Annotated in this window: 15 protein-coding genes; 2 read left to right on the top strand and 13 right to left on the bottom strand. The window is 42.7% G+C overall.

Annotated features, from left to right (window positions below; translation table 11 throughout):
• Positions 1-61: 61 nt before the first annotated feature.
• Complete coding sequence (locus tag B4K20_RS06380; protein ID WP_286304456.1) at positions 62-679, top strand: nitroreductase family protein; 618 nt, start codon at positions 62-64, stop codon at positions 677-679.
• On the opposite strand, the gene B4K20_RS06375 is transcribed toward B4K20_RS06380, so the two are convergent.
• The 11 genes from B4K20_RS06375 to B4K20_RS06325 form a co-directional block, all read right to left on the bottom strand.
• Positions 672-1,709 carry a GGDEF domain-containing protein gene (locus tag B4K20_RS06375; RefSeq protein ID WP_289282289.1) on the bottom strand — a complete coding sequence of 346 codons (1,038 nt, stop codon included), beginning with the start codon at positions 1,707-1,709 and terminating at the stop codon, positions 672-674. The genes B4K20_RS06380 and B4K20_RS06375 overlap by 8 nt on opposite strands.
• 27 nt (positions 1,710-1,736) lie before the next feature.
• Complete coding sequence (locus B4K20_RS06370; RefSeq protein ID WP_289282288.1) at positions 1,737-2,954, bottom strand: argininosuccinate synthase; 1,218 nt, start codon at positions 2,952-2,954, stop codon at positions 1,737-1,739.
• 109 nt (positions 2,955-3,063) lie between these two features.
• The gene (locus tag B4K20_RS06365; protein WP_289282287.1) at positions 3,064-3,864 is read right to left on the bottom strand and encodes a DNA adenine methylase; all 801 of its coding nucleotides are present in this window, start codon (positions 3,862-3,864) and stop codon (positions 3,064-3,066) included.
• Positions 3,865-3,959: 95 nt separating this feature from the next.
• Positions 3,960-5,732: a dihydrolipoyl dehydrogenase gene (gene lpdA, locus B4K20_RS06360; protein WP_289282286.1), complete on the bottom strand. Its 1,773-nt coding sequence runs from the start codon at positions 5,730-5,732 to the stop codon at positions 3,960-3,962.
• Positions 5,729-7,054, bottom strand: a complete 1,326-nt coding sequence (gene aceF, locus B4K20_RS06355; protein ID WP_289282285.1) for a dihydrolipoyllysine-residue acetyltransferase — start codon at positions 7,052-7,054, stop codon at positions 5,729-5,731. Before aceF ends, lpdA begins: the two co-directional genes overlap by 4 nt.
• Positions 7,055-7,057: 3 nt before the next feature.
• Positions 7,058-9,712 carry a pyruvate dehydrogenase (acetyl-transferring), homodimeric type gene (gene aceE, locus B4K20_RS06350; protein ID WP_286304451.1) on the bottom strand — a complete coding sequence of 885 codons (2,655 nt, stop codon included), beginning with the start codon at positions 9,710-9,712 and terminating at the stop codon, positions 7,058-7,060.
• A gap of 179 nt (positions 9,713-9,891) precedes the next feature.
• Positions 9,892-10,326, bottom strand: a complete 435-nt coding sequence (locus B4K20_RS06345; RefSeq protein ID WP_289282284.1) for a sulfite oxidase heme-binding subunit YedZ — start codon at positions 10,324-10,326, stop codon at positions 9,892-9,894.
• 83 nt (positions 10,327-10,409) lie between these two features.
• Positions 10,410-11,018 (bottom strand): sulfite oxidase heme-binding subunit YedZ, encoded by a 609-nt coding sequence (locus B4K20_RS06340; protein ID WP_289282283.1) that lies wholly within the window; start codon positions 11,016-11,018, stop codon positions 10,410-10,412.
• Positions 11,019-11,025: 7 nt separating this feature from the next.
• Positions 11,026-11,988 (bottom strand): protein-methionine-sulfoxide reductase catalytic subunit MsrP, encoded by a 963-nt coding sequence (msrP, locus tag B4K20_RS06335; RefSeq protein ID WP_289282282.1) that lies wholly within the window; start codon positions 11,986-11,988, stop codon positions 11,026-11,028.
• A complete protein-coding gene (locus B4K20_RS06330; RefSeq protein WP_289282281.1) occupies positions 11,989-12,621 on the bottom strand; it encodes a DoxX family protein in 633 nt (210 codons plus the stop codon).
• Positions 12,622-12,683: 62 nt separating this feature from the next.
• Entirely contained in the window at positions 12,684-13,007 is a 324-nt protein-coding gene (locus B4K20_RS06325; protein ID WP_286304447.1) for a low-complexity protein, read from the bottom strand.
• A gap of 96 nt (positions 13,008-13,103) precedes the next feature.
• On the opposite strand from B4K20_RS06325, the gene B4K20_RS06320 reads away from it, so the two are divergent.
• Positions 13,104-13,715 carry an RNA polymerase sigma factor gene (locus tag B4K20_RS06320; RefSeq protein ID WP_289244762.1) on the top strand — a complete coding sequence of 204 codons (612 nt, stop codon included), beginning with the start codon at positions 13,104-13,106 and terminating at the stop codon, positions 13,713-13,715.
• 261 nt (positions 13,716-13,976) lie between these two features.
• Here B4K20_RS06320 and B4K20_RS06315 read toward each other — a convergent pair whose 3' ends face one another.
• Positions 13,977-14,234, bottom strand: a complete 258-nt coding sequence (locus B4K20_RS06315) for a DUF1244 domain-containing protein (protein ID WP_286304444.1) — start codon at positions 14,232-14,234, stop codon at positions 13,977-13,979.
• The coding region (locus B4K20_RS06310; RefSeq protein WP_289282280.1) for an ABC transporter ATP-binding protein at positions 14,212-15,065 on the bottom strand (854 nt) is incomplete at its 5' end. The genes B4K20_RS06315 and B4K20_RS06310, both read right to left, overlap by 23 nt.

Raw genomic sequence — 15,065 nt, 5'->3', positions numbered from 1 at the left:
CACAACAGCAAATTATCTATCTGAAAGTTGAAACATCTTCAAATTAATCACAAGAGTATTTATGGATATTAAAGAAGCGATTCTTACACGTCGTTCTGTTAAGCATTATGACCCTGAACATCAAATGACCGCAGAAGAAGTCAACATGCTGATGGAGCATGCGATTTTATCTCCAACAGCCTTTAACCTTCAGCATTGGCGTTTTGTTAATGTTGAAGACAACGCTCTGCGTCAAGCTATCCGTGAAGCCAGTTATGGCCAGGCACAAGTCACTGATGCCTCAATGTTATTAATTTTATGTGCTGACTTAAATGCCTGGGAGAAAGATCCGCAACGTTATTGGCGACATGCGCCAAAAGAAGTTCAAGATTTTATGTTGCCCGCTATTGAGGGCTATTACACTAATCATCACCAAGGACAACGTGACGAGTGTTTTCGTTCAGCAGGCATTGCTGCAGGAACAATAATGCTGATGGCTAAAGGTATGGGCTATGATTCTTGCCCTATGGATGGCTTTGATTTTGATAAAGTCGCCAGACTAATTAACTTGCCACATGATCACGTGATCGTAATGATGATCACGATAGGTAAGAAACTACAGGATGCACGCCCTCGTTCAGGACAGCTTGATCTTGAGGAAGTATTTTTTACAAATACGTTCCCAGAACAAACTAAATAATAGGCGGTGGCGCTTCTGATACGCAGTTGCGCCCTCTCCTTTTCGACATATAAAGCGCTCTATCTGCACGTTGCATAAAGCTTTCACTGCCTTCAGATGGTACATAACGAGCGACACCAAAAGACAAAGTAATCGTGCCTAAGGATTCCCGGGTATCTTTACGCTGAATTCGTTTTGAGGCAATCTCCAGACGAATATTCTCAGCAACGTTTTTAGCATTTTGCAAGCTGGTATTCAATAAGACTATAGCAAACTCTTCACCACCGTATCTCGCCACCAGATCTCGCCCCTTAACACTATCCTTTAGTGAATTGGCAACAACACGCAACACCTGATCACCGACCAGGTGTCCATGCTTATCATTGATATTTTTAAATAAATCCAAATCAGCAAAAATAATACACACATCTAAGCCAGAGTCATCTGCATCATGTGTCACCTTTGTCACGACTTCATCGAAAGCCTTACGATTTGCTAATCCAGTAAGCGTATCGGTTTTCGCTTCCTGCTTAGACACATCAAATTCTTTCTTAAGTTTTTGTAACTCAGACATCGCCGTGTCTAAGCGCTCAGTTAATAATTCACCACTGTTCATGGCCTGGCGTGTTTCAGCCAAAATATCATCGACTATTTGATGAATTTCGGCTGCAGACATATCACGGTTAATTCGACTTAACAAATCATTTAAACGTTGATTTGTCTTATCAGTATGCATAACACTGCTGTAGATGAAGTTGATCACTTCTTTCAGCAAACGCGCCAGTTCAAGACGCATTTGGAACACTTCTTCGCGCTCTTTTTCAATATTGAAATAGCTTTTAAATAAGTGCTGACATTGATTCTGCGTTAATACTGGCGTTTCTTTAACCATGGAATTAATAGCTAAAGAAAGGGCTTCATTGGCACCGGAAACATGTTCATACCATACGGTATAATTATCTGGCGTCATTGGCACCCCATGCTTTCGCATTAGGGGCAACGCAAGCCGCATATATTCCGCGGCTTTATCAGATAATTCGTTGTAGTCCATATTTCAGTTTGGCCTTATTAAGCGCTATCAGAACTTACGTTTTGCTTTACCAGCAATTTTCAAACGCAGCGCATTCAGTTTAATGAAACCTTCAGCGTCCTTCTGATCATAAGCCCCCGCATCGTCTTCAAATGTAGCAATAGATTCATCAAACAGGCTGTCCGTCTCAGAAGCACGTCCAACAACAGAAACACTACCTTTATATAATTTGACACGGACTTTACCGTTAACGGTGGTTTGCGATTCATCAATCATCTTCTGCAGCATCACACGCTCAGGTGCCCACCAATATCCGTTATAAATTAATTTGGCATAACGAGGCATTAATTCATCTTTAAGGTGAGCTACTTCACGATCTAAGGTCAATGACTCGATAGCACGGTGGGCTTTCAACATCACTGTCCCAGCGGGTGTTTCATAACATCCACGTGACTTCATACCGACATAACGATTTTCAACGATATCAAGACGACCAATACCATTTTCACCCGCTACTTTATTCAGGTAAGTCATGACTGTCGCTGGTGACATAGCCTCACCATTGATAGCGGTGATATCACCTTTTTCATAGGTCAGTTCAAGGTAAGTCGCTTTATCTGGAGCATTTTCTGGAGAAACTGACCAACGCCACATCGTTTCTTCAGGCTCAGCCCATGGATCTTCTAAAATGCCACCTTCATATGAGATATGCAGCAGATTAGCATCCATTGAATAAGGTGATTTTTTACCTTGTTTCATTTCTACAGGTATGCCGTGTTGTTCTGCATAATCAAGTAATTTCTGACGAGACAATAAGTCCCATTCACGCCAAGGGGCTATCACTTTGATGTTCGGATTTAGTGCGTAGGCGCCAAGTTCGAAGCGGACCTGATCATTTCCTTTTCCGGTCGCGCCATGAGAAACCGCTTCTGCACCAGTTTGTTGAGCAATTTCAACTAAACGTTTAGCAATCAGTGGACGAGCAATAGAAGTACCTAATAAGTATTCACCTTCATAGATAGCATTTGCACGGAACATAGGAAAGACATAGTCACGAGCAAATTCTTCACGTAAGTCCTCAATGTAGATTTCTTTGATACCTAAAGACTGTGCTTTTGCTCTGGCTGGTTCAACTTCTTCACCCTGCCCTAAGTCAGCTGTGAAAGTGACCACCTCACAATCATATTTATCTTGTAACCACTTCAAAATAACTGAGGTATCTAATCCGCCAGAATAGGCTAATACGACTTTGTTGATTTTAGACATGGGTGATATGTATTCCTGTAAAAAATGAACTGACTTAATTCCTAAATCACCATAGTTATAGCATCGGCAATCTTGGCATTAACTTGAATAAAAAAGAACGCGTATTGTATCAAAAACCGCGGATCGCAAGCACTTCTTTCACCGCTTTCCGCCCATTTCCTTTACAGCTAATTAAACGTGGTGCATCAAGGTAACGCAGCCTGAAACCCAGCTGACGGTAAAGCTTGATGACTCTGTCTGTCGCCTGATTAGACAAAAGAACTGGCCCCTCATGATGACTTAACCAATATGCCAGACGCTCCTGGTCTTCCCATTTAAATCCTTTTTGTGAGTATTGATGGAAGGGTGTGTCATATGGAGGATCGGCATATACAAAGTCATTCGCTTGGAGTGGTATCGATTCAAAATCCTCACAAGAAAATTGCCATCGAGACAGGATTGGCTGATAGTGAACAAAACTCTCTAAATAATTGATGGTTTTATAACGTCCGAAAGGGACATTGTAACCGCCCTGACTATTAAACCGACACAAACCATTGTAGCCAGTGCGATTCAGATAATAGAAGAGTTGTGCCGCCCGCGCTGGATCACTTTGTTTAGCATTAAGCCGATTAAATTCGTCACGACATTGATAGTAGTTTGCCTCATCATTAATAAACGCTATTTCGACTTCCAGGCCTTGGCTTAGATGCTGATAAAAATTGATTAATGAGGGGTTTACATCATTGAGTAATGCATTATCTGGGGCTAAACCAAGCGCAACCGAAAGCCCGCCACAAAAAGGTTCCACCAGTCTGCTCGGCTGATGTTTATTCCAGTAGCGTTTAAGAACAGGTAATAACCAACGTTTCCCACCCGCCCACTTGAGTGGCGGTTTTAACGTGGCATCAAAATGGCCCTTGCTTGTCATTAACTCAAAAAAATAATAGGCAAAAAAACGGGTATATCTGTGTTGAACACAGATATACCCTCATCAATTGCTGGCAACAGCCAGTTTACGCATTGTTACTTAGAGTGCAAAGTCTTGCGTGGCGGCATCAGATCGGTGATTGATCCTTCGGCCATTTCTGCAGCAAATCCTAATGTCTCAGATAAAGTTGGATGAGGATGGATAGTCAAACCAATATCCTCAGCATCTGCTCCCATCTCGAGAGCGAGAACAGCTTCTGCAATTAATTCACCCGCATTAGGACCAACAATACCTGCACCAATTAATCGGCCAGTTTCTTTTTCAAAGATAGCTTTTGTCAGACCTTCATCTCTACCCAGGCTTAAGCTTCTACCACTGGCAGCCCAAGGGAAGGCACCTTTCACATAATCAATGCCTTGCTTTTTGGCTTCGTCTTCGCTCATTCCCATCCAGGCCACTTCAGGATCGGTATAGGCAACAGATGGTATCGTCATAGGTTCAAATACGGATTTCTGACCAGCAATCACCTCAGCAGCCACTTTCCCTTCATGCGTTGCTTTATGGGCAAGCATCGGTTGACCTACAATGTCACCAATAGCAAAGATATGCGGCACATTCGTACGCATCTGGCCATCCGTTTCGATAAAGCCATGATCAGTCACGATGACACCCGCTGCTTCAGCATTAATCAGTTTACCGTTTGGTGAACGACCAACAGCAACCAGTATTTTGTCAAACATCGCTTGTTCAGGTGCATCTTTACCCTCAAAAGTGACGAGTAAACCATCTTCTTTTGGCTCAATGTTACTGACTTTTGTGTTCAGATATATATTGTCGTATTTTTGCTCTACACGCTTGAGCAACGGCTTAACAATATCTTTATCCGCACCCGGAATCAGACTATCTTGTAACTCAACGACAGTGATCTTGGAGCCTAAAGCATCATAAACAGTCGCCATTTCAAGTCCGATGATACCACCGCCAATGACCAATAATTTTTCTGGTACATCTTCCAGTTCTAATGCATCCGTGGAATCCATCATTCTTGGATCGTCATTTGGGAATACAGGGATTTTTGTTACGCGTGAACCGGCAGCAATAATACAGTGGTCAAACGAGATCGTTTTCTCACCGTCAGGACCTTCAACATTCAAAGTGTTTGGGCTGGTAAAACTACCCTCGCCTTGCACTATGGTGACCTTACGTGTTTTAGCTAATGCTTTTAAGCCGCCAGTTAACTGATTAACAACACTGCTTTTCCAAGATTCTAATTCGCGAATATCGATCTGAGGTTTATTGAATTTCACCCCATGATGCGACATTTCTTCGGCTTCATTAATAATCTGCGCTGTGTGTAACAATGCTTTTGAAGGAATACAGCCGACATTTAAGCAAACACCACCAATTCGTTCGTGACGTTCAACCATGACGACTTGCTTACCCAGATCAGCCACTCTGAATGCGGCAGTATAGCCACCCGGTCCAGAACCGAGCACCAATACCTCGGCATGCAGATCCGCATCACCTTGCGGAACAGCCGCTGGTGTTGGCCCTGCTTTTTCTGGCGAGCTTGCTTTAGTTTCCGTTGCTTCAGGTGTTGACTCGGTGTCTTCAGTATCAGCCTCGGCCTGCTCAGCTTCTAACGTTAAGATAACATCACCTTCAGCCACCTTATCGCCTACAGATACCTTTAAGCTGACAATTTTTCCTTTGGCTGTGCTAGGAATTTCCATTGCCGCTTTATCTGATTCAAGAGTGATAATATCCTGATTCTCTTCAACAATATCGCCTTCACTCACAAGTACTTCGATGATTTCAACAGCATCAAAATCACCAATATCAGGGACTTTTACTTCTATTTCACTCATAGCAGCACCTTACGAATATCAGACAACATCTGGCTGAGCATCACGGTAAAGCGTGCACCTGCCGCACCATCAATTACGCGATGGTCATAAGAGACAGATAATGGCAGCATCAGTCGTGGAACAAATTCTTTGCCATTCCAGACCGGTTTCATTTGATGACGGCTCACACCCAAGATCGCCACTTCCGGCGCATTAACGATAGGCGTAAAGAACTGACCACCAATACCACCAAGACTTGAAATAGAGAATGTACCGCCTTGTAAATCTTTGGCTGTTAATGAACCTTCACGAGCACGGGCACTAATATCACCAAGTTCACCAGCTAATTCCAAAAAGCCTTTTTTATCGACATCTTTGATAACCGGCACCATAAGCCCATTTGGTGTATCCACAGCCACACCCAGATTGTAATAATTTTTTAGAATCAGGCTTTCTTTATCTTCACTAAGTGAAGCATTGAATTCTGGGAATTGTTTTAAGCAAGCAACCACCGCTTTCATAATGAAAACTAAAGGTGTTAAGTTCACACCTTTCTTCGCTGCCATTTCTTTATTTTCTTTGCGGAAAGCATCTAACTCAGTGATATCGGCTTCATCAAATTGTGTAACGTGTGGGATGTTTAACCAACATGCGTGAAGGTGTTTGCCAGATATTTTCTTGATACGAGACATCTCTTGTGCCTCGATATCACCAAACTGTTCAAAATTAACCACCGGTACTGATGGAATTGCACTACCACTTTGCGCTGGCGCAGAGGCAGGTGTCGTCATCACCTGTTTCACATAGTTTTGAACATCATCTTTAGTGATACGCCCTTTTGGACCAGTGCCACTGACCGATGTCAGCACAACACCTAAATCACGAGCAAATCGACGCACTGAAGGCGAGGCATGAGCACGACGAACACCTGCTTTATTGTCAGGTGCGTAGGGAATCGCCTCAGATGTGGATGCTGCAGATGCCGGAGTTGATTCAACCTTAGTCTCCGCTTTGGCTTCTGTTTTTTCTGCTGATGCGGGCGCATCTGGTTTTTCAGCTTTTTCTTCAGGTTTAACGTCTTCTTTTGCAGCAGAAGCGCCTTCAGCCACTTCAAGCATAGCAATAACGGTACCTTCACTGACCTTATCACCAACCGCCACTTTCATTTCTTTTATCGTGCCTGCTTGCGATGCTGGAATTTCCATCATCGCTTTATCAGACTCTACAGTAATGACTTCTTGATTTTCATCAATGCTATCGCCTTCAGCAACAAGCACTTCAATGATTTCAACTGCTTCAAAGTCACCAATATCAGGAACTTTTAATTCAATTAATTCTGCCATTATTTATGCCTTAACTGGGTTGATTGCTTCTGCATTAATCTCATACTTTTTGATTGCATCAGCAACCACGTCATATTTGATCTGACCTTCGTCGGCTAATGCATGTAGTGTTGCAACAACGACATGATAACGATCCACTTCAAAGAAACTTCTCAATGCTTCACGAGTATCGCTTCGGCCAAAACCATCCGTACCTAAAACGGTATAGCTCGCTTTAACCCACGGACGGATTTGTTCTGCATATAAACGTATGTAGTCTGTTGCAGCAACCACGACACCAGCCGCATCATCTAAGCATTCAGAAATATAGCTGCGTTTTTTCGGTGCGGTTGGGTTGAGGCGATTATGGCGTTCAACTTCCTGTCCATCTCGAACCAACTCGTTCATGCTAGTCGCACTCCACACATCAGCAGAGACTTTCCAGTCTTTTTCAAGCAGCTCTGCAGCTGCTTCCACTTCACGCAGAATAGTACCGCTACCCATAAGCTGGGCTTTAAGCTTATGTTTACCGCCAGTTTTGAGCTTATACAACCCTTTGATTATGCCTTCTTCAACGCCTTCGGGCATTTCAGGGTGTTTGTAATTTTCATTCATGGCCGTGATGTAGTAGAAAACATTTTCCTGCTTCTCATACATACGTTTCATACCATCATGAACAATCACCGCAACTTCATAGGCGTAAGTCGGATCGTAGCTGATGCAGTTTGGAATAGCATTTGCCATCAATAGGTTATGACCATCTTGATGCTGTAAACCTTCACCATTCAATGTCGTACGACCTGCAGTCCCCCCGATGAGGAAACCTTTGGCCTGAATATCACCAGCTAACCACCATAAGTCACCAACACGCTGGTAACCAAACATGGAGTAATAGATATAGAACGGCACCATGTTAACGTTGTAGTTACTGTAAGCCGTTGCAGCTGATACCCACTCAGCCATTGAACCGGCTTCGTTAATCCCTTCTTCAAGAATCTGGCCTTTGGTATCTTCACGGTACCACATGACTTTTCCTGAATCTTCGGGCTCATAACGCTGGCCAGAAGAAGAATAAATACCCACACTACGGAACAAGCCTTCCATACCAAAAGTACGGGCTTCGTCCGGCACGATTGGAACGATATTTTTACCGATTTGTTTATCACGAATCAGTGCAGTCAAGACGCGAACAAACGCCATTGTGGTTGAAAGTTCACGATCTCCGCTTGATTTCAATACAGCATCAAACAGTTTTAATTCAGGAATTTTCAGAGCAGGTGCACTGTTGTTACGTTTAGGTAAGAAACCGCCCAATTCTTTACGGCGTTCCAGTAAATATTTTTTCTCTGGGCTGTCATCCTTAAGTTTGATGAATGGGACGTTGTCTACTTCTTCATCTGTTAAAGGAATGTTGAAACGGTCACGGAACCGTTTCATTTGTTCAATTTCCAGCTTCTTCTGCTGATGCGTCGTGTTTTGACCTTCACCCGCTTCACCCATGCCATAACCTTTAACGGTTTTAGCTAAGATAACGGTAGGTTGTCCAACATGATCGACGGCACGTTTATAGGCAGCATAAATCTTTCTTGGATCGTGACCACCACGACTTAAATGCCAGATATCTTCATCTGTCATGTCAGAAACCATTTCTAACAATTCAGGGTATTTACCAAAGAAGTGTTTACGCACATAAGCACCATCTTTGGCTTTATAGTTCTGGTATTCGCCGTCAACGACTTCTTCCATTCGTTTAAGCAGTAAGCCTTTTGTATCACGAGCCAGTAACTGATCCCAGCCACTACCCCATAAAACTTTAATAACATTCCAGCCCGCACCACGGAATAAAGCTTCTAATTCTTGAACAATTTTGCCGTTACCACGTACAGGGCCATCAAGGCGCTGTAAGTTACAGTTAACGACATAGATAAGATTATCCAGCTTCTCGCGACCAGCCAAGGTAATCGCACCTAATGATTCTGGCTCATCCATCTCACCATCGCCCAGATAAGCCCAGACATGACGGCCTTCTGTTTTGACAATATCACGGTGCTGCATGTATTTCATGAAGCGAGCCTGATAGATGGCTAAAATAGGACCAAGCCCCATTGATACAGTTGGGAACTGCCAGTAGTCAGGCATTAGCCATGGATGTGGATAAGAGGACAGACCTTTACCGTCTACTTCAAAACGGAAATTTTCTAATTGTTCTTCAGTCAGTCTGCCTTCAAGGAAAGAACGCGCATAAATACCTGGAGATGAATGGCCTTGAACAAAAACCATATCAGCACCATTGCCATATTCATCACCTTTAAAGAAGTGGTTAAAGCCCACATCGTAAAGGGTGGCTGCTGATGAAAAACTCGCAATATGACCACCGACAGAACCGGGTTTCATATTAGCTTTCACTACCATCGCCATAGCATTCCAGCGAATATAAGATCTCAGCTTGTGTTCCATCGCCTGGTCACCAGGGATGCGTTCTTGCTGATCAACAGGAATCGTGTTGACGTATGCAGTGTTAGCGCTATACGGGAGGTTAATCCCAGTACGACGAGCCATATCAATGAGCTTCTCAATGATAAAGTGCGCTTTTTCCTCACCACCGGCCTCAATTACAGACTCAAGGGCGTCGAGCCATTCTTGAGTTTCCTGTGGATCGTGATCGACAAAATCAGTCATAAATACCTTCTCAAATCATAACGCGATAAATTACAGCCGCACATTGTAACAGTTTTTGTTTAATTCACACTGCAGCACGCCGACAAAAGCGTGCTACAGCGCCATTCTGACAAGAAAATCAAAACCTTGTGGAAAAAATTTATAACAAAAAACTGCTGTAAAAGCCGGTTAAATAAGCTTTATGAAGCGGCTGATTGACTACGCCTGCGCTGGCTGAATACCCTGAAGCCAAGCAACAGGATAGCAATGAAAAAATAAATTAATGGTTCAGTTTTATCTTGCTTGACCAGCATATAAAAATGCACACAAGAAAGCACGACAATAAGATAAATTAAATAATGTAATTTTTTCCAGCGACGACCACCAAGGCGTTTCATCATCTTGTCGGTAGAGGTAACCGTTAATGGAATCAGCAAGACAAAGCTGATAAAACCAATGGTTATAAAAGGACGTTTAACAATATCCAGCCATATCTCCTGTACATCAAAAAACTGGTCCAGTCCGAGATACAGCAGCATATGCACGCTGGCATAAAAGAAAGCAAAAAGTCCCAGCATTCGGCGAAAGCGGATAAAGTGATTGATACCCGTCAGTTTACGTAGCGGTGATATCAACAAAGTCACCATNNCTTGTTTACTGACTTATGGTTAGTTCACACCACAACGTTGAGGTGTTGTATATCAGTTTGCGAAAAAAATCAGCGAGTGACCAGCTTTTTTTTATTAAATGAATGTAAAAACCTGACAAAAAACAAGGCTAAAAGCAACAGTATGTAAATGACTGGTTCACGAATATCGGCCTTTACCAGCATAAGAAAATGAAGACACGACAAAGAAGCAACTAAATATGTCAGACGGTGTAACCTTTTCCAGCGTTTACCACCCAACCTTTTTATCATTTTATTAGTTGAGGTTACGACCAAGGGTAACAGCAAAATAAAACTGATGAAGCCCACAGTGATGAATGGACGTTTGATGATATCTTTCCAAATGTCATGAATATTAAAAAGTTGATCGAGACCAAGATATAACAGCATATGGACAAAGGCATAGAAAAAGGCATAGAGACCTAACATGCGTCGATATTTGACGACTGCCGTCAGACCTGTATACCAACGGATAGGTGAAACCAGCAAAGTGATTAATAAAAAACGTAATGCCCATAAGCCAGAGTTTCTGGTTAATGTCTCAACTGGATTAGCACCAAGGTTCTCAGTAAAGAGTCCCCAGATTAGATAAATGAGTGGCACAAGACAGATAAAAAACACTCCTGCCTTGACCATGCTTGCTTTGTTTTTTGCTGACATCTAGTTTTCAGAAATAACGTTTAAGATCCATGCCAGCATAGAGATCTGCCACTTGCTCGCCGTAACCATTAAACATCAGCGTTTTACGCTTCAAGAATTCACCGATACGGCGTTCTTTTGCCTGACTCCAACGTGGGTGGTCAACATTTGGATTCACATTTGAATAAAAGCCATATTCTCTAGCATTAGCTTTCATCCATGCCGTCTGAGGCATTTTTTCTACAAACCGTATACGCACAATCGATTTAATGCTTTTAAAACCGTATTTCCAAGGCACAACTAATCGAATTGGTGCCCCATTTTGTCCTAATAACTCTTTGCCATAGAGCCCCACTGACAAGAGTGTAAGAGGATTCATTGCTTCATCAATGCGTAAGCCTTCTACATAAGGCCAGTCAAGCACAGCGCGTCGCTGCCCCGGCATTTGTTCTGGGTCATATAATGTCGTGAATTCAACAAATTTTGCATTCGCATTTGGCTGCGCTTTTTTTAGCAAATCAGCCAGCGGAAAACCAATCCATGGAATCACCATAGACCACCCCTCCACACAGCGCATTCGATATATTCGTTCTTCTAAAGAGAAGGGTTTAATCAATTCATCGTAATCGTATGTACCAGGTTTTTCACACTCACCATCTATAACGACTTTCCATGACTCAGACTTATCTGGAAAAGCGGTCGCATTCAGTGCGGGATCCGTTTTTGATGTGCCAAACTCATAGAAATTGTTATATGTCGTAATTGACTCAAAATCCGTTTTTTCTTCTTCTGTAGAAAAAGGACTATTACTCAAGTCTTTGAAAAGTTGAGTCGGATTATCTTCGGTCGCAGCTAACACCATTGATGGAAATGCACTGGCTAGACCAATCGATATGCTGGTATTGAGAAACTGTCGACGGTTTTGATAAATATTAAAGTCAGTGACTTCTGATTCAGCTATTTCCCAGGATTTTTGTTTTCTAAAAAACATTTACTTACCCTCCTCGCTCGGCTGACAGTATTGGCTTATCCAGTAATCAACACTGAAGTACTTACCAGCCCCGATAAAAAACAACACTAGCAACATCAGGAAATAGGTGGCGGCAAATTCAATACCATTATTAAGCACAACGAAATTACCATGTTGTGTTAACCAGTCGTAATGCCCATATTCCTGCAAAATCTCTTTCGCCTTGTGAAGACGCTCTATAGCTTCATTGACATCATTTGATGCAAAAGGACTCATCGTGTCATGTATTGCCTGCCAACCGTTTTGCCAATGGACAGTGACAGCAGCGACAATCATAGTAAACATTAACGGTAGTGTGACTAAGTGAATGCCCAAGCCCAGAATGAGAAAAATTGCACCAAAGTATTCCGCTCCCCAGGCCAGATAAGCCATCAATTCAGGAAAAGGTAACCCCAATCCCCAATCAGGATTCGCAAACCAAGCGATTGTGCTATTCAGAGAGCTATCAGCATCAAACGGATTCCATTTGTTGTTGGCAGCCACCCAAAAAACAGGCGCGAGATACACACGTAATAATAGTGGTGCCATAAAATCGACGGCACGCGTTTTATTTAAGCTGGTTGAGACACCATGATAAATATGACAGATAGACATACCTGTTCTCCTTAATAAATAAGGGCTCAAAGAGCCCTTATTTAGAAACTGCCAGTGTATTTTTAGTGATTACCACCACAGCTGGCTTCATGTGCTTTTTTATCTGCACCGCATTTGGCTTCTTCAGCTTTTTTATCGCCACCGCATTTAGCTTCTTTTGCTTTTTTATCCGCGCCACATTTGGCTTCTTCAGCTTTTTTATCACCACCACACTTTGCTTCACCACATTTCGCTTCGTCTGCATGATGTTCAGCAAGTTGCATATAACCACTCGAAAGTTCTGTTGAAGAGAATGGGTTGCTGTCGGCACTGGCTAAAGATGGTGACAAGGCCATACCTGCTGCTAATGTGGCTATAGCGACTGATGATTTATTTAAGGTTGCCATGATGATTACTTCCTTCTATTGTTATTAAAAAATAAACGGGCATTGTTGTCCGTCTTGCATAGTAGACGAGCCTCACGAAGGATTGTTACAAACATAATGAAAAAAAATGTGAAGCATAGTCCAACACAAGAGCGCCTCTTAATTCAGCAGTTGATAGAGGGTGAAGCTAAAGCGTTTGACTATGTTGTATCTGAATACCATGGCTTAATGCTCACGATTGCCAGAGCTATTGTGGGTGAAGCGTTCGCTGATGAGATTGTTCAAGATGCCTGGCTGTCAGCCATCAAAGCATTACCAAACTTCGAGGCACGTTCCAGCTTAAAAACCTGGCTTTTGCAAATCACCAGTAATGCTGCCAAGACTCGGTTCAAGCGAGAGCAACGACAAGTTTCTCTGGATGAAGGCTGGGAATCAGTCCCTCGAGATAAATTTGATCAACGAGGCCATCGCTTAGATGATGTTTTACCCTGGGAACAGGAGACACCTGATGCCCTTCTTGAAAACGAACAACTAAAAGAACTGATTGAAACAAGCTTTCGTCAATTACCCGCAAACCAGCGTGCTTTGTTAACTATGTATGATATGGAGGGCTTATCAATGTCAGAGATCTGTAACATTCTAGATATCAGTTCGTCTAATGCTAGAGTGCTCTTGCATCGGGCCCGCACGACCATACACCACAAAATCGAAGAATACCGAGGAAGATAACAGATGTTTCAATGTAAAGATGTGGCAGAAGAAGCCAGTAATTATCTTGAAGGTGATCTGCCTATTAGAAAGCGACTCGGTCTATTTTTACACCTGCTTGTCTGTAGTTGCTGCCGAAATTATCTACAACAACTTCGTCAGACCATTTCGACTGTTGCCACACTTCGACCAACAGAAGAAGATGCTACAGATACCAAAGCGCTGGCAGAAAAGCTGCGACATTATCTGAGTCAAAGCCCAGATAAGCGCGCATTTCATCCATTATTTTTTTGGGCCTGTCTGATATCTGTCCTTCCATTCACTATATGGCATGCCATAAATATGCTCACGCGCTTGATCGTAATCCATATCAATGTGCTTTTCTTCTGCTGCAGCCAGATACCACTTTGATAAACAATTCCGGCAAAATCCTGCCAGATTCATTAAATCAATGTTTTGTACATCGGTATTTTCACGCAGATGTTCAAGTAAACGTCTGAACGCGGCGGCTTCAAGTTCAGTTTGTGTTTGCTGATCCATAATTTTCCTCAAATAAAAAACATTTCACATGATGTGTTGGACTGAGCGGCGTTGAGTCAGGATATAGCTCCAAACATATAGGCATAGCATGTGGACAGCGCTGATGAAAGTGACAGCCTTTAGGTGGATTCGCTGGCGAAGGCAGTTCACCATCAAGTTGATGAGCGACCACCACATTCTCATCTGCATGAATTCTGGGAACCGCTGCAAGTAATGCCTGAGTGTATGGGTGCTTTGGATTATTTAACACTTCATCCCGTGTGCCCTGCTCAACAATGCGGCCAAGATACATTACTGCCACACAATGAGCCAAATAATCTACCACACTGATGTTATGGGTTATAAATAAAAATGATAATCCAAACTCATGCTGAATATCTCTTAGTAAATTTAATATCTGTGCCTGAACAGATACATCCAGTGCACTCGTGGGTTCATCACAGATAATTAATTCTGGTTCAGCGGCTAATGCTCTTGCTATACATATTCGTTGGCGCTGACCACCTGAAAACTCATGTGGATAACGATGTTTGATATCTGTCCTCAATCCCACTCGAAGCAGTAATTCATCCACTTTTGCTTCCTGCAACGCAGGATCTTTAATTGAAGATGTCAGCATCCCCTCTTTGATGACATTGTTAATGGTCATTCGCGGGTTCATTGACGCAAAAGGATCTTGAAAGATAATCTGCATAGAAGCGCGAGCTGAACGTAAGGCTTTAGATGACAATCGATTAAGCGTTTGTTTCTGAAAAATAACATTGCCAGAGGTGACAGGCACGAGTTGCAATATTCCTTTGCCAACTGTAGTTTTGCCACAGCCAGACTCGC

Origin of the sequence: Methylophaga sp. UBA5088 (assembly GCF_002414625.1) — a bacterium.
Taxonomy (GTDB): Bacteria; Pseudomonadota; Gammaproteobacteria; order Nitrosococcales; family Methylophagaceae; genus Methylophaga; species Methylophaga marina.
This window is presented reverse-complemented; position numbering and strand designations above follow the sequence as displayed.

What these genes read in the sequence shown, in the direction of transcription:
- aceE (WP_286304451.1), bottom strand. Translation starts at nt 9,712, where the DNA reads ATGACTGATTTTGTCGATCACGATCCACAGGAAACTCAAGAATGGCTC.
- B4K20_RS06380 (WP_286304456.1), top strand. Translation starts at nt 62, where the DNA reads ATGGATATTAAAGAAGCGATTCTTACACGTCGTTCTGTTAAGCATTAT.
- B4K20_RS06370 (WP_289282288.1), bottom strand. Translation starts at nt 2,954, where the DNA reads ATGTCTAAAATCAACAAAGTCGTATTAGCCTATTCTGGCGGATTAGAT.
- B4K20_RS06315 (WP_286304444.1), bottom strand. Translation starts at nt 14,234, where the DNA reads ATGGATCAGCAAACACAAACTGAACTTGAAGCCGCCGCGTTCAGACGT.
- B4K20_RS06340 (WP_289282283.1), bottom strand. Translation starts at nt 11,018, where the DNA reads ATGTCAGCAAAAAACAAAGCAAGCATGGTCAAGGCAGGAGTGTTTTTT.
- B4K20_RS06375 (WP_289282289.1), bottom strand. Translation starts at nt 1,709, where the DNA reads ATGGACTACAACGAATTATCTGATAAAGCCGCGGAATATATGCGGCTT.
- aceF (WP_289282285.1), bottom strand. Translation starts at nt 7,054, where the DNA reads ATGGCAGAATTAATTGAATTAAAAGTTCCTGATATTGGTGACTTTGAA.
- B4K20_RS06365 (WP_289282287.1), bottom strand. Translation starts at nt 3,864, where the DNA reads ATGACAAGCAAGGGCCATTTTGATGCCACGTTAAAACCGCCACTCAAG.
- lpdA (WP_289282286.1), bottom strand. Translation starts at nt 5,732, where the DNA reads ATGAGTGAAATAGAAGTAAAAGTCCCTGATATTGGTGATTTTGATGCT.
- B4K20_RS06320 (WP_289244762.1), top strand. Translation starts at nt 13,104, where the DNA reads ATGAAAAAAAATGTGAAGCATAGTCCAACACAAGAGCGCCTCTTAATT.
- B4K20_RS06325 (WP_286304447.1), bottom strand. Translation starts at nt 13,007, where the DNA reads ATGGCAACCTTAAATAAATCATCAGTCGCTATAGCCACATTAGCAGCA.
- B4K20_RS06330 (WP_289282281.1), bottom strand. Translation starts at nt 12,621, where the DNA reads ATGTCTATCTGTCATATTTATCATGGTGTCTCAACCAGCTTAAATAAA.
- msrP (WP_289282282.1), bottom strand. Translation starts at nt 11,988, where the DNA reads ATGTTTTTTAGAAAACAAAAATCCTGGGAAATAGCTGAATCAGAAGTC.